Source organism: Shewanella sp. BJSY2023SW005 (genome assembly GCF_047314585.1).
GTDB lineage: Bacteria > Pseudomonadota > Gammaproteobacteria > Enterobacterales > Shewanellaceae > Shewanella > Shewanella algae.
The window spans coordinates 59,120-73,772 of sequence record NZ_JBKORJ010000025.1; the positions used below are offsets into that span (position 1 = coordinate 59,120).

The following is a 14,653-nucleotide window of genomic DNA, read 5'->3' on the forward strand; positions in this document are numbered from 1 at the left end:
TTGGCGTTATGAACAGAAGAGACTTTTTAAAAGGCCTGGCCTCCACTTCCGTTGTGGTTGCCGGAAGCAGTTCGGTACTCGCTCCCCTGTCGGCGCTGGCCAAGGGGATGGATGACAGTGACGCCTGGCTGACCACAGGCTCCCACTTCGGCGCATTTCGTATCAAGCGCCGCAACGGGGTTATCGCCGAAGTCAAACCACTGGAATACGACAAGTATCCCACCGACATGATCCGCGGCATCCGTGGCCTGGTCTATAACCCATCGCGGATCCGTTATCCCATGGTGCGGCTTGATTTCCTGCTCAAGGGACACAAGAGCAATACCCATGAACGCGGCGACTTCCGTTTCGTTCGTGTCACCTGGGACAAGGCCTTGACTCTGTTCAAAGAGTCGCTGGATATCATTCAAACCCAATACGGACCATCTGGCCTGCACGCCGGACAAACCGGTTGGCGTGCCACCGGACAGCTGCACTCGAGCACCAGCCATATGCAGCGCGCCATCGCCATGCACGGCAACTTCGTCAAGAAAGTGGGCGACTACTCCACCGGCGCCGGGCAAACAATTATGCCTTATGTGCTGGGCTCTACCGAAGTGTACGCTCAAGGCACCTCCTGGCCGCTGATCCTCGAGCACAGCGATACCATAGTGCTCTGGTCCAACGATCCTTACAAAAACCTGCAGGTGGGCTGGAACGCCGAAACCCACGAGTCCTTCGCCTATCTGGCGCAGCTCAAGGAAAAGGTCAAAGCCGGTAAGATCCGGGTGATCAGCATAGATCCGGTCGAAACCAAGACTCAGGCCTATCTGGGTTGTGAGCAGCTGTATGTCAACCCACAAACAGACGTGGCCTTGATGTTGGGTATCGCCCATGAGATGTACACAGCCAAGCTGCACGATGCCAAGTTTATCGAAGGCTATAGCCTGGGCTTTGAAGAGTTCCTGCCCTACCTCCTGGGTGACAAAGACGGCATCGCCAAGACTCCGGAATGGGCCGAAGCCATCTGTGGCGTCAAGGCTGAAGTCATCCGCGATCTGGCCCGCACCCTGACCAAGGGCCGTACCCAGATCATGATGGGCTGGTGTATTCAGCGTCAGCAACACGGAGAGCAGCCTTACTGGATGGCGGCGGTACTGGCCACCATGATAGGCCAGATAGGCCTGCCTGGCGGTGGTATCAGCTATGGCCACCACTATTCAGGTATTGGGGTACCCGCCACAGGTGCCGCAGCACCGGGCGCCTTCCCGCGCAACCTGGACGAAGGCCAAAAGCCACTGTTCGACAACAACGACTTCAAGGGCGCCAGCAGCACTATTCCGGTCGCCCGCTGGATAGATGCCATTTTGGAACCCGGCAAGACTATTGATGCCAACGGCAGCAAGGTTACCTATCCGGATATCCGCATGATGGTATTCTCGGGCAACAACCCCTGGAACCACCATCAGGACAGAAACCGTATGAAGCAGGCATTCCGCAAGCTGGAATGCGTGATCTCCATAGATGTGAACTGGACCGCCACCTGCCGCTTCTCAGACATAGTCTTGCCCGCCTGTACCACCATGGAGCGCAACGATATCGATGTCTACGGTGCCTACGCCGGCCGCGGTATTCTGGCGATGCACAAGATGGTTGAGCCGCTGTTTGAAAGTCTGTCTGACTTTGAGATATTCACCCGCTTTGCCAAAATACTCGGCAAAGAGAAGGAATACACCCGCGGGCTAACCGAAATGGAATGGCTGGAAAAACTCTACAACGAGTGTAAGGCCGCCAACCAGGGCAAGTTTGCCATGCCGGACTTCAACGAGTTCTGGAAGCAGGGTTATGTGCACTTCGGTGAAGGGCAAAACTGGGTCAGACACGCCGACTTCCGCGAGGATCCTGAGATCAACCCCTTGGGTACTCCTTCCGGCCTGATTGAAATCTTCAGCCGTAAGATTGCCCAGTTCGGTTATGATGACTGCCCTGGCCACCCAGTGTGGATGGAAAAATCCGAGCGCAGCCATGGCGGTCCAGGCAGCGATAAGTTCCCGGTTTGGCTGCAGTCCTGCCACCCGGACAAGCGCCTGCACTCACAGATGTGTGAGTCCAAGGAATATCGCGAAACCTATACAGTGCAAGGGCGTGAGCCGGTTTATATTAACCCTGAAGATGCCAGAGCCCGCGGTATCAAAGACGGCGATCTGGTGCGGGTGTTCAACGACCGTGGCCAACTACTGGCCGGTGCCGTCGTCTCGGGCCGTTTCCCCAAAGGGGTTATCCGGATCCATGAAGGCGCCTGGTATGGCCCGGTCGGTAAGGATGGCAGCGTCGAAGGCGGCGCCGAAATCGGTGCCCTGTGCAGCTATGGTGACCCCAATACCCTGACTCAGGATATAGGTACCTCCAAGCTGGCGCAGGCCTGCTCGGCCTACACTTGCCAAGTGGAATTTGAAAAATTCACCGGCAAGGCGCCCAAGGTATCCTCCTTCGATGGGCCGATTGAGATAAAAATCTAACCTAAGGTTCGCAGATAACTGAGGTAAGCCAATGGAACAGTTAAATCAAGGCAGAGCCATGCTGTACAACTTCCTCTCGGGCCTGTTCGCCCGCGAGTTGAATGCCGAGCGCCTGAGTCAACTGACGGCGCCGGAGAGCAAGGCCTTTTGGCAACAGCTGAGCAGCGATCCCGCCCTCAAGCAAGAAGCTAAGCTGATGGAGCAAAAACTGCAATCCATTGCCTGGATGCAGGACAGAGACAAGGCGCTGCTGGAGCTGGCGGCAGACTTTTGCGGGCTGTTTCTGGTGGGCAGTAAACAGAGTGCTTCGCCCTATGCCGGCCTCTATCTGCAAGCGGATGAAGATGTCACCCTGTTCGGTGAGCAGCATCAACAGATGCTGGCCTTTTTGCAGCGAAGTCAACTGCAGCTGAGCGGTGACTTCCCCGAGCCCGCCGACCACCTGGCGGTGATTCTGGCCTATCAGGCTCATCTGTGTCTGAACGCCTCGGCATCAACGCAGCAAGAGTTTCTGCAAGAGTGCCTGCTCAGTTGGCTGGAACCATTTTGTCAGCGGGTGACCGAATGCGATCGCGGCGGTTTTTATGCCGCGCTCGCGCGTCTGACCCTGGCCTTTGTTCAAAGTGATGCCGAATGGCTGAAAGGCGCCGCAGCGCACTGAGCGAGGCGATTTAGACAAGAGCTAACAAGTACTTGCCTGAATCAAACGTAACACAGCCCCCCCCCTAATCAAAGGTTCAAAGGGGCAAAGGGCGCCAACTCGAGTATCGAGCGGTGCCCTTTCTATATCTTCGGCAGCCGGTAAATGCTGCGCTTCCTGTCTTCAGTGCTTAAACCCCATGTAAGAAAGCGTCTTAGTCTGATTGCTGCTCAAGCCAGTTATCGAGCGCCTGCAATGATGCCGCTACGCAATCTGTCAGCTCGGTAAGTTCCTCGTCGCGCAAAGGTTTGCCAGTCTTGATGGCCTGCTCCAGTGCGGCGCAGCGCAAGTGCAGCGCTTCAAGCCCCATATTACCGCTGCTGCCCTTGAGTGCATGCAGCTTGGCAGCCTGGATATCCCGTTGCCCATCTGCCGCCTGTAAAGCTTGCAGCTGCGCGTCACAGCTGTCCACAAACTGCTGCCGCATCTCCAGCAAAGTGGCCTTGCCGAGCACCTGCAAGTCCTGTTCAAGTTGCTCCAGCGCCAGCCATTGGGTGTTGTCCGTATTCAGGGATTTAAGGCCCAGCGCTTGAGTATCCTCTTCCTTATGGCGCTCATCACTCTGATTCGAGCCGGAGACAACCCCGAGCCAGTTGGCCAGAGCCTGTAATCCCAAGGGCTTACCCAGGACTATATCAAAGCCCATAGCCTGGTAATCGGCCATATCCTGAGTCTGCAACTGTGCGGTAAAGGCGGCAATCGGCACCTTGGGGCCCAGCTGTTGCCTGAGCTCAGGTAACAGCTCACTGCCGGAGCCGTCACTCAGCTGTAAATCCAGCATCACGGCATCGAATGGGCCTGACGTGTTATCAAGTAACACATTCCGTGCCTCGGCCAAACTGACACACAAGAGTGACTCATGCCCAAGATGCGCCAAAAAGCCCTGAGCCACCAAGGCATTAACCCTGTTATCTTCCACCAGCAGCACCCGCTTGGCGATTTCACTCAGTGGCAAGCTACTCGATTGTTGCTCCCCCTGCTCACAGGGCTGAAGCGGCACACTGAAACTGAAACGGCTGCCCTGCCCCGGCGTACTGATAACTTCTATGGCGGGAGCATCCCCGCTCTCACTGCCATTCATCAACTGCACCAGGTCGCGGCTGATACTCAGCCCAAGTCCGGTTCCCCTGGCACTGGCATGGGTCGCCTCTGTAGCATAGGGAGTAAACAGATGCACCATGGCCTCGGGGCGGATGCCGATACCTGTGTCGGTTACGCTGAAGCACAGGCGCGCATCTTCAATACTGACCTCCAGAGTCACACTACCCTTGGCGGTAAACTTGATGGCATTGCCCAGAAGGTTAAACAGCACCTGTCTGAGCTTGGGCCCATCGAGCCAGACCCATTCGGGCAATTCCGGCTTTAACAGCCTGAGTTCGAGCCCGGCAAGATTGGCACCGGCCAACATGATGGCGGTCACTTCGTTGAGCAGCGCCGGCAACTCCACGGCCCTTGGCTCATTGAGCAGCCTGCCCTGCTCCAGACGTGAGAAGTCGAGAATGTCATTGAGCACGGTTTGCAGTTGAGTACCACTGTACTGGGACAGTGCCAGCATCTGCCGCGCCTTGGCGGGTAACTCCGCCTGCCCCAGCAGACTCAGCGTGCCGAGCAAACCGTTAAGGGGCGTGCGTATTTCGTGGCTCATGGTAGCCAAAAACAGCGACTTGGCCTGACTGGCCTCTTCCAGTTGGGCGTTGGTCTGGGCGAGCTCGCGGGTTCGCTCGGCCACCTTCAGCTCCAGCGCCAGCTTATGCTCGGTCAACTCGGCCGCGGTGCGCTGCAGATCCTGCTGCAATTTTTGATTGTGGGCCGTTTTCTGTTTGAAGGCTTCCAGCGCCGAGGCCATGGCGGTAAGTTCATCATCGCCGTAGGAGCGTATGCTGACATCGGTATCGCCAAGACTCAGGCGACTCAGCGCCTGGGTAGCATCGCTCAAACGCCGGGCGATACCCTTATAGATAACCTGCCAACTGACAAACAGGATCAGCAGTAACATCAAGGCGCCTGTTCCCCAGAGCCCGGCGCTGGCCCAATTGAGCTGCCCCAAAAAGTCGCGTCTGGCCAAATTCAGCTGTTGCTGTTGACCCTCGAGCGCAGCATCCACGGTTTGCTCCATCGATTTGAGGTTGTCCGAAATCACCAGTTGCCTTTGCTCCAGTTGCTGCTGCAACTGCCATATAGATTCGGCCAATTGTTGGCCGGCAGTCACCTGGTCAAGACGGGCAAATTCGGCCTCGAGCGCCTCGGCTCTACCGGGGTCCCGAACCAAATCGGCCACGGGAATGCGCTTGAGCAATCCCGGGGACAGGGCATCATCGGTCAACGGCGCCTGATTGATGGCACCGACCAAGTCTTGCGGCGCATCGGCCGCTGCAAATATCTGCCCGAGCAAGGCTATCTTATGAGTCAGTTTCAGGGCGCGGTTGAGCTGCTCGGCGCTGCTGAGATCCAGCTCTATAATGTCATCCACTGCCGCCGCCCCCGGGATCTGGCTCAGCTTGGCAATAATGACTGAGTCCAACACCGCCAACTCTGAGCGCAGCAGATTGTCGGCCTGCTTGGAAGCCTGTATCAATAAAAGTCCTTTCTGTTTCAGTGCTTGGGTACGCTCAAGCCGCTCCCCCGTCTGCTCGCCGAGTAAGGTCAGCTCGGCGATAATGGTGGCCGCGGCCTGTTTCAGATTGGCCGAATCCGGCACCGCCAACTGCTCCAGGGTCGCAATCGCCGCCAACATGCGATTGCTCTCAAGAGACAGACGACGCCCCAAATATTGACGCTGCTTTTCATCGGCAACTGTGCCCAGGCGCTGGGCATTCTCCGCCAGCGAGGTGGCCGATTGCGATAGCTGCCGCGCGGCTTCTGATGCGGGCAAGGCCTTCTCATAAAGAAAACTGTCGGCGCCCTTGACCCAGTAAAGGCTCAAGTTGCCCAGAGTCACCAGTAATAACAGCAGCAGCGCCAGCAAACAGAACGCCAGCATCAGACGGCCGGTCAGGCTGCTCAGCCATGAAGATAAAGGTCTCACTTGTTATCCTTGTTGATACCGGTCCGCATAGGCATTAACCCACTCAAACATTCAGCAGGAATGCTATGGTAGAATACTGGCATCATATATCAGGACCTTCCCCATGAGCCAATTTGCCGCCAAGTTCGAGTCTTTGTTGCCGACAACCAAAAGACCTCTGCTGCTGTGGTTATTGGCTCTGCTGATGTTTACCCCTGCCGCGCTGGCCAATGAAACCTGGGAGCTTGAGCAGCGCAGTCCTTACAACGAAGCAATCCAGCAGGCCAGCCCTCTGACCCACACTCCGCTCACCAAGGCCAACAAGCCCTGGAAGCTGTGCGCTTTGGTGCCACATCTTAAAGACGCCTATTGGATAGGGATTGATTATGGCTTGGCCAAACAGAGCCAAGCCTTGGGTCTTGGGCTGGAACTCCATGAAGCCGGCGGCTATGGCAACAACCAGACCCAGTTGGCGCAACTCAAATCCTGCCTCGATGGTGATGCCGATGCGATTTTGCTCGGCGCCGTCAGCCCACACCTGCTCGAGGGCCAGGCGCTGGAACTGACCAAGCCGGTGTTGGCGCTGGTGAACCAGTTGGTAGACAACCGGGTACGAACCCATATAGGAGTCAACTGGTATCAGATGGGTTATCTGACCGGTGAGTTTCTCGCATCTACCCCGTACAAACGCCTGGCGATGCTGGCGGGCCCCGAAGGCCGTGGCGGAACCGACCTGGTGGAAAAAGGTGTCAGACAAGCACTGCAAGACAGCCAGGTGGAGATAGTGGCCGTGATGCATGCCGACAACAACCGTAATCTCTACCGGGATCAGCTCAATCTGTTGCTCAATCAAAATGAGCAGCCACTGCCGCAAGCCTTGCTCGGCAGTGCCGTCGCCATTGAAGCCGCCATGGGCACTCTCAGGCAGAGAAACCTGACCAACAAAATGGCGCTGGTGAGCAGCTATCTATCGCCGGATGTACTGCGCGCCCTCAAGCGCAACAAGGTTGCTTATGCCAATGATGACAGAGTGGTACTGCAGGGGCGGCTGGCGGTCGATCTCGCCGTCAGGCTGTTGCAGGGGGAAAAGGCGTTTGGTGATATAGGTCCGGCAATTTTGCAGTTGCGCCCGGATAACCTCAAAAGCATGCAACTGGATGACAGTTTGGCACCGGCAGACTTCTACCCCATATACAGGGTGGAAGCCAAGGGCTCAGAGCTCAGTCGCTGACATCGGCGGCAAACAGATAGCCCTCGCCATGCACAGTGACAAACAACTCAGGGCTCAGTTTGCTGCGCAAGCGCCGAATAATCACATCTATGGTGCGGTCGTTGACATCCTGATCCCTGTGGCTGGTTTGCTGCATCAAGCGCTCTCTCGAGAGTACCTGCTGCGGATGCAGGGCAAAGGCCACCAAGAGTTCAAACTCCGCCTTGGTCAACTTGATAGCCTGCCCATCCAAGCTCAAACGGCGACTATTGAGCTGCAGATGATAGCCCTCGAAATAGAGATTATCTTCCGAGCGCGACAATTGTTCGGCCGTTTGCTGCTGGGCCTTTTTCACCAGAGAGATGCGCCAGAGCAGGTTTTTGACCCTGACCCTGAGCTCGCGAAACTCAAACGGCTTGGTGACATAATCATCGGCGCCCATCTCCAGGCCCACTATCTTATCTATCGCCTCATCCCGGCCGGTTACTAGAATAATGCCCACATCTGAGCGGCCGCGCAGCTCACGGGTCAGCATCAGGCCATCGTCCCCCGGCATATTGATATCCAGCATCACCAGATCCACATGCTGTTGCTGCAGTTGCTGCCACATCTGCTCACCGTCTGCGGCTTCCATTACCTGGTAACCATCTTTTTCAAAATAGCCTTTCAAACGAGTCCGAATGATAGCCTCATCGTCCACTATCAATATGCGGTATGCCATGCTTGTATTCCAACCGGCTGGGGTAGACGCCATTATTCACAATTTTTCATATTTTGTCTGTAGCGGATAGATATTTGACCTGAGTTCGGTGCCAAGCGCTTCTTATGTGGCTACAATAAGGACAGACCAAGAATTAAAGGACTGAATATGGACGAAAAGCGCAAGTTTTCACGGATCCTGTTTACCATAGATGCCCAGTTGAGCTGCGGTGACAAGATATGGGGCACCCACTTGCTGGATCTCTGTCTCAACGGCGCCATGGTAGAAGAACCTGCCGATTTCGCTCCCGAAGGCGTGCTGGAGCTGAGTTTTCGCCTGCCTCAGTCCGAGGTGCAACTCTGTATGGAGGCCGAAGTTGTGCATCGCCGCAACGGCCTTCTGGGTCTCAAGTGTGCCCTCATCGATGTCGAGAGCATCAGTCACTTAAGAAGGCTGTTGGAGTTGAATCTTGGCGATGCCTCACTGCTGCACCGGGAGTTGGAGCAGTTTATCGCCGAACATGAACAGAGCAGCTGAGGCGGCTCCTGCTTCGCAGTTTACAGGGCCGCAATAGCCCTGTTTGCCGGGCTATGACTCACATAGCACTCACATAGCGCTCATATAGCAATCATAAAGCCCCGAGCGCCTCGCTGAGTTTGCTCACCCCTATCACCTGCATCCCCTGAGGCGGCTTTTTCGGCATATTGGCCTTGGGCACTATCGCCCGGGTAAAGCCGTGCTTGGCAGCTTCGACCAAACGCTCCTGGCCATTGGGCACGGGACGTATCTCGCCGGAAAGGCCCACTTCGCCGAACACCACCAGATCCCTGGGCAGAATATCACCGCGGAAACTGGAAACCATGGCCAGCAGCAGAGTCAAATCGGCGCTGGTTTCTGTCACCTTGACACCACCGACCACGTTGACAAACACGTCCTGATCCGACATCTGTAATCCGCCATGACGATGCATTACCGCCAGCAACATAGCCAAACGGTTGGCATCCATCCCCACTGCGACCCGCCGCGGATGCGACAGTGCCGAGCTGTCTACCAACACCTGCAGTTCCACCAACAGAGGCCGGGTGCCCTCCCAAACCACCATCACCAACGAGCCGGAGGCAGCTTCATCGGCGCGAGACAGAAATATCGCCGACGGATTGGCCACTTCCTTAAGCCCCCGCTCCGTCATGGCGAATACCCCCAGTTCATTGATCGCGCCGAAGCGGTTCTTGTGCGAGCGCAGGGTACGGTAGCGGCTATCGCTGTCCCCTTCAAACATCACAGAGCAATCTATGCAGTGCTCCAACACCTTGGGGCCGGCCAGAGAGCCGTCTTTGGTAACATGGCCGACCATGATGATGGCGATACCGTTTTGCTTGGCAAAACGGGTCAGAAAGGCGGCCGACTCACGAACCTGGGCCACACTGCCGGGGGAGGACTGCACATCGCTGATATGCATCACCTGAATCGAGTCTATTACTATGACCTTGGGCTTCTCCCGCAGTGCCACAGTGCAGATGGTCTCGACACTGGTTTCGGACAACATCTTCAAACGCCCGGTGGGCAGGCCCAAACGATGGGCTCGCATCGCCACTTGCTGCAAAGATTCCTCGCCGGTCACATAGAGAGCCGGCATGGTCTCGGCCAACTGACACAAAGTCTGCAGCAGCAAGGTACTCTTGCCTGCGCCCGGATGCCCGCCAATCAGGATGGCACTGCCGGCGACTATGCCGCCACCGAGCACTCGGTCAAATTCGATAAAGCTGCTGGGGATCCTTGGCACTTCGTTGAGATCTATCTGATCCAGCGTCTGGATCTCACTGGCACCGGCGCCGGCATAACCGCTGAACTGACCGCCCCGGGATGGCGTGGCCGCCCCCAGCCGGACTTCGGTAATGGTATTCCATTCATGACAGGCACTGCACTGCCCCTGCCAGCGGGGAAAGTCCTGGCCACATTCGTTGCACACGTATGCTGTTTTATTCTTCGCCATCTGGGTTCAAACTTGTGTAAAATCTGTAATAGTTAATTAAAATAATTGCACTTTCAAAGTGATACTTTCAGCATGATAGTCCCGAATTGGGTTCAAGCTTCCCAAAGCCGGGCCGACATAAGACTAACAGTCAGCACAAGAATAAGCACCCTTTAAAGAGCGAGTCCATGAGCCCAGATCACCACAGCGCCCTGATTGAACAACTCAAGCCCCTGATGATGGAGCCGGACTTCAGTGAGATCTTCTTGCAGCTCACCGCCGAAGAGTCCAACTCGACCCGCTTTCTGTTAAAGATGGAAATCCAGCGCCTGGCTTCCCCCTGCCTGAGGATCATTGACCTCAGAGACAAGTCGGAACTGCCCTGCCAGGAGTATCGCTTCGCCGACCAACGCCACTTCCTCGATGATCCGGCCAAAGAGGCCTTTGATGCCGCACTGGCACTGTACCGCAACCAGTACACCATGGGAGTGTACGAGCAGGTGATGGAGGCGCATCGCCAGCGTCGCCAAAAGCTGCAGCAAACGCCCCGCAATCAGGAAGGACTGGGGAATCCCTATCTGGTACCCGGGATTGTGCTGGGGCGCTACTTCAACCGCAGTGAAGAGCGGATGAACTACAGCATCAAGATAGCTGTTTCCCAACCCGGCAGAGAGGAGGTGCGCGGCAATACCGCGGATCTCTCCGTCGGTGGCGCCAGAGTGCGCCTGCCCGCCAGACACAACTTCGATCTCAACCGGCCGCTGCGGGTCAAGCTGCTGGATCTCAGCGATGAATACTATTACCGGGATCTGCAACTCGGGGTCGACTACCAGATAGTCGATGCTCAGACAGAGCAGGACACCTGTTGGATGCGGCTCAAGCGCATCGGCGGCAGCGAACAGTTGGCCGAAATGCTCGCCAGCCTCATTCGCGGTTATAAGTTCCGCTATAAGGTGGATGTCAACGATGTGCTGGTAACCGCCACGGGGATGGGGTTCGAGCGCCACTACTTAGCCCATCTGCCGCATCTGCCACTGTTTATCGAACAGGACAGCCAAGGCAAGCCTGCTATTGGTGCTCTGCTGCTTAGCCGGGACAATCAGGCACTGCTGCACGATTTCCTCGATGAAGCCGATATTAACCAATTGCCGGGACTGCTGAGCAAGCAGAGACTGGCGGCCATGCTCGCCGAGCCGGACAACGCCGACCACAGATTACTGTTCAGCTTTACCTATAACGCCCGTGGTCAACTCTACTTCTACTCTGCCAGCCTCAGCGAGCTGAAAAAAAGCCGCCTACAACCTCTGTTTCTCGGCTTTGGTGCCACCAAGGGCAGTTGGAAGGTTATCCAGGTGAGCCTGGATGCCATAGACCACCGGGGTTCCTACAAGGCCTCCATGCTCCCGGGCGATGACAGCAACTACTCGGCACTGACTGAGCAGCAGCTGAGCAAATACAGCCACATATTACAGTTGATGGATGTGACCGACGAACAGGCCGCCGAAGAGTATCGTCGCTGGCCATTCAAGATGGACGCCAATGAGCTCAAGCGTTTCGGCCAAGCCAAAATCACCAGCAACAGTATCCGATTGGTGTCCATGTATTTCAGCGAGCGGCGCCAGGAAGCCAGATTCTCCTTCAAGACCCTGGTCAACATCAGTCAGGGTAAACAGCAATACACAGGGATCACCCATGATATTTCCAGTCGTGGCCTGCAGCTGAACCTGGATGAGAACGCGACTCTCAACCCCAAGGAGCCGCTGCTGCTGAGCTTTCCCAAACTGCAGGAGCTGGCGCCCAAGGCAAAACTTCAGGCGCTGCCCTATCGATTGGTGCGCAGCCGTAAAAACGGTGTCACCCTGCATCTGGCGGCAGTTATGGGCCACACGCCTCATCCGGGCGTGGAGTTTTTACATCGCCTGATAGAGCAAAACCGCGAGAAATTGCAGCAACTGACAGAGGATAACTCTGAGGTCAAAGAACTGGCCGAAGCGATGAAAAATCTCTTGATGCGCAAACTGCATTCAGTGCCTTTCCTTGTGGAAAAAACCGTCAAGTCTTTCCGTTTATCGGCGCTGGGGGTCGGCGTAGAGCCGGATGCCGTCAGCGACTTGTTCGCCAACAGCAGCGCTGAGCAGTTGCAGTTCAATCTCGAACCTTTACTGCAAGACGGCCGGCTGAAGCGCGACTTTATCGGCCCGATACGGGCGATGAAGCCGCAGATGACCATGGACAGCTTCGAAGTCTTTGTGCAGTTGGTGCGCCAATCCAGCGGCCAGTTGCGGCTGCGCTGCACCGCCCGCCATGAACTGGTGGAGCGTCAGGCCCAAGTGGATTTTATCCGTCAGGCACAGTCGCTCGGCAGCTTTATGGCCTTGAAAGTCTATCGCGGCGCCGCCGGTAAACCGGATCTGGGCTATATCCGCCGCGAGCTGGAATATATAGGTGTCCATGCCAAGCACAAGGCCAAGAAGCTCGAAGAGATGCTGTGGCGGGTAGTGGGCGTTGGCGAGTTTTTGGAAATCACCAGCGAGGTCTTGCTGCGCTACCCGGAATTAAATCCAGAAGCTCAGTCACTGACGCTGGAAAGCTCAAAACCCTGATACCAGGCGAGCACCTTGTTGAAATGATCGTTTGGTGCATCCACATGAGTCAGCATATCCGCATGACCATAGTCGTGGCGATTGCCGTTTTCCCGTGACAGTAAGGTAAAGCGGCTATTCTGCAAGCCGCATTCGGCCATCATATCCAGCACATCTTCCGGGTTACCGAGCACAGTGTCATTCTGTCCGGCGATAAACCAACTCTTGGGCCAAGTGGCTTTGGCGGCAGCCCGGCCATAGTCGAAACCATCGTCATGATCTATCCAATCACCGCGTACCCAATCTATGCTCTGCTGTAGCGAAGCCCGACTCTCGTTATCCATGCCCATGCGCCACTTGTCAGCCGCGAGATAGCCGTGACCGGCGGCAATGCCGGGAGCCAGGCGGTTCCAAACCAGATCCACCATCAGCCACTTTTTCAATGACCTGACTCTTATGGTGCGCTTGCTGCCAAAGGTAAGCAGTGATGCCACCGAGGCTTGCAGTTCAGAAAATCGGGCCAAGGCGCTGGCCATCAGCACCCCGCCCCAGGAATGGGCACACCAATGCAGTTTGTCCAGAGATTCGGCCTCGAGCAGATACTGCTGCACCAGGGGCAGTTGTTCACGGATGACCTCGCCTTGTCCAAGCTCAAACCCTCGCGCCAACTTAGGCGTGCTGAGGCCGCGACCTGCACTGTCCATTACATAGACGGTAAAGCCCGCCTGGGCCAGAAACGGTGCCAGACCTCGACCTCTGCTGCTGTAAAACACCCGGCCGTTGGACATGGCGCCATGCAACATCAAAATCGGGATCTGATGCCGAAAACCGGCTGCGGGAGAAATTTTGCGAAGATGCAGTTCGCCATCTCGATAAGGCAGAAAGATTGATTGCTGTACTGTTTCCATGGAGTGTGTTGTCACCGGGTTCTATAGCAAAAGCTAATGAATCCCGGTCACAAAAACAAGAGCAATCACTCTAATTCTAATTGTTAACGCTTCAGCGCCCTTGCAGCAAGAAAGGTAATACCTGCAGGTCCAGCTTATTGATCCTGGCCGCAGCCGCCACAGCCAGCTTAGGTTTGGCATGATAGGCAATACCAAAATCGGCCGCCTGCACCATGGGGATGTCGTTGGCGCCATCGCCTATGGCCAGCCTTTGCCCGGCAGCTATCTGCCACTGCTCGGCGCATGTTTTCACCACATCAGCCTTGAAGGCGGCATCCACTACCTGGCCGCTAACCTCGCCGAGCAACTTGCCATCGCTTATTACCAGTTCATTGGCAAAGGCGGCATCCAACCCAAGCAACTGCTGCAGATGACCGACAAAAGGGGTAAAACCACCTGAGGCTACCACAGTGCGCCAGCCATGGGATTTGAGCTCGGCTATCATGCTCTCAAGCCCGGGACTCAGAGGTAAACGGGCACAGAGATCATCAATAATACTCTGGTCGGCGCCCTTGAGCTTGGCCACCCTCTGGCGCAAGCTCTGCTCGAAATCCAATTCGCCCTGCATCGCCCGTTCGGTCACTTGTGCCACCTCGGCGCCCACGCCAGCGGCGGCCGCCAATTCATCGATACACTCAATAGTAATGGCGGTCGAGTCCATATCCATCACCAACAGCCCCGGAGTCGAAAGCTGCGGCAAACTCGCTGTCGCGGCAATGGACAGGTAATCCAGCTCGCCAATTGACTCAAGACGATTATGCATGGCTTGACAGATGCCCACCTCGAGCAGCAACTCGAGCCCATACAAGGATTGCTCGCGCTGCAAAATCGCCACCGCCCTCGGTGCCAACTCGGGAAGCAAATCGGCAACAGCAGCCGCAGCCTTTTCATTGAAGATCAGCCGTAATCGCTCACCTTGGGCATGTTGCCCTTCCTTGAATGCCGGCCAAGTATGCTGCTGCAGACTCAAGACATAGACACCATCCTGACGTTGACTGGCCAACAGGGGAAAAGGTAAGACTGACTCCATGGTCACTGCT

The 14,653-nt window shown here is 56.2% G+C and carries 10 protein-coding genes; 5 read left to right on the forward strand and 5 right to left on the reverse strand.

Features of this window, described 5'->3' with window-relative positions; all coding sequences use genetic code 11:
- The first annotated feature begins 8 nt into the window (after positions 1-8).
- Positions 9-2,498 carry a trimethylamine-N-oxide reductase TorA gene (gene torA, locus ACMHXI_RS07480; protein ID WP_413734563.1) on the forward strand — a complete coding sequence of 830 codons (2,490 nt, stop codon included), beginning with the start codon at positions 9-11 and terminating at the stop codon, positions 2,496-2,498.
- Positions 2,499-2,529: 31 nt separating this feature from the next.
- Entirely contained in the window at positions 2,530-3,159 is a 630-nt protein-coding gene (gene torD / locus ACMHXI_RS07485) for a molecular chaperone TorD (protein WP_071238050.1), read from the forward strand.
- Between the two features lie 193 nt (positions 3,160-3,352).
- Here the strand turns inward: torD and torS are convergent, their stop codons facing one another.
- Positions 3,353-6,223 carry a TMAO reductase system sensor histidine kinase/response regulator TorS gene (gene torS / locus ACMHXI_RS07490; RefSeq protein ID WP_413734565.1) on the reverse strand — a complete coding sequence of 957 codons (2,871 nt, stop codon included), beginning with the start codon at positions 6,221-6,223 and terminating at the stop codon, positions 3,353-3,355.
- A gap of 184 nt (positions 6,224-6,407) precedes the next feature.
- On the opposite strand from torS, the gene torT reads away from it, so the two are divergent.
- Positions 6,408-7,433 carry a TMAO reductase system periplasmic protein TorT gene (gene torT / locus ACMHXI_RS07495; RefSeq protein WP_109247982.1) on the forward strand — a complete coding sequence of 342 codons (1,026 nt, stop codon included), beginning with the start codon at positions 6,408-6,410 and terminating at the stop codon, positions 7,431-7,433.
- On the opposite strand, the gene torR is transcribed toward torT, so the two are convergent.
- On the reverse strand, positions 7,423-8,133 hold the full coding sequence (gene torR / locus ACMHXI_RS07500) for a two-component system response regulator TorR (RefSeq protein ID WP_109247957.1): 711 nt from the start codon (positions 8,131-8,133) through the stop codon (positions 7,423-7,425). The genes torT and torR overlap by 11 nt on opposite strands.
- Before the next feature lie 147 nt (positions 8,134-8,280).
- Here torR and ACMHXI_RS07505 point away from each other — a divergent pair, with 147 nt between their 5' ends.
- Positions 8,281-8,649 (forward strand): PilZ domain-containing protein, encoded by a 369-nt coding sequence (locus tag ACMHXI_RS07505; protein ID WP_045283640.1) that lies wholly within the window; start codon positions 8,281-8,283, stop codon positions 8,647-8,649.
- Positions 8,650-8,740: 91 nt separating this feature from the next.
- Here the strand turns inward: ACMHXI_RS07505 and radA are convergent, their stop codons facing one another.
- Positions 8,741-10,105 carry a DNA repair protein RadA gene (gene radA, locus ACMHXI_RS07510; protein ID WP_039033655.1) on the reverse strand — a complete coding sequence of 455 codons (1,365 nt, stop codon included), beginning with the start codon at positions 10,103-10,105 and terminating at the stop codon, positions 8,741-8,743.
- 167 nt (positions 10,106-10,272) lie between these two features.
- Here radA and ACMHXI_RS07515 point away from each other — a divergent pair, with 167 nt between their 5' ends.
- A complete protein-coding gene (locus ACMHXI_RS07515; RefSeq protein ID WP_219013045.1) occupies positions 10,273-12,687 on the forward strand; it encodes a PilZ domain-containing protein in 2,415 nt (804 codons plus the stop codon).
- On the opposite strand, the gene ACMHXI_RS07520 is transcribed toward ACMHXI_RS07515, so the two are convergent.
- Positions 12,654-13,574 (reverse strand): alpha/beta fold hydrolase, encoded by a 921-nt coding sequence (locus ACMHXI_RS07520; protein ID WP_044733934.1) that lies wholly within the window; start codon positions 13,572-13,574, stop codon positions 12,654-12,656. The two genes, ACMHXI_RS07515 and ACMHXI_RS07520, sit on opposite strands and share 34 nt — an antisense overlap.
- A gap of 91 nt (positions 13,575-13,665) precedes the next feature.
- Entirely contained in the window at positions 13,666-14,643 is a 978-nt protein-coding gene (serB, locus tag ACMHXI_RS07525; protein WP_413734568.1) for a phosphoserine phosphatase SerB, read from the reverse strand.
- Between the last annotated feature and the right edge of the window lie 10 nt (positions 14,644-14,653).

Coding starts and splice junctions, on each gene's coding strand:
- torR (WP_109247957.1), bottom strand. CDS start 8,133: ATGGCATACCGCATATTGATAGTGGACGATGAGGCTATCATTCGGACT.
- torD (WP_071238050.1), top strand. CDS start 2,530: ATGGAACAGTTAAATCAAGGCAGAGCCATGCTGTACAACTTCCTCTCG.
- radA (WP_039033655.1), bottom strand. CDS start 10,105: ATGGCGAAGAATAAAACAGCATACGTGTGCAACGAATGTGGCCAGGAC.
- ACMHXI_RS07515 (WP_219013045.1), top strand. CDS start 10,273: ATGAGCCCAGATCACCACAGCGCCCTGATTGAACAACTCAAGCCCCTG.
- serB (WP_413734568.1), bottom strand. CDS start 14,643: ATGGAGTCAGTCTTACCTTTTCCCCTGTTGGCCAGTCAACGTCAGGAT.
- ACMHXI_RS07520 (WP_044733934.1), bottom strand. CDS start 13,574: ATGGAAACAGTACAGCAATCAATCTTTCTGCCTTATCGAGATGGCGAA.
- torA (WP_413734563.1), top strand. CDS start 9: ATGAACAGAAGAGACTTTTTAAAAGGCCTGGCCTCCACTTCCGTTGTG.
- torT (WP_109247982.1), top strand. CDS start 6,408: ATGTTTACCCCTGCCGCGCTGGCCAATGAAACCTGGGAGCTTGAGCAG.
- ACMHXI_RS07505 (WP_045283640.1), top strand. CDS start 8,281: ATGGACGAAAAGCGCAAGTTTTCACGGATCCTGTTTACCATAGATGCC.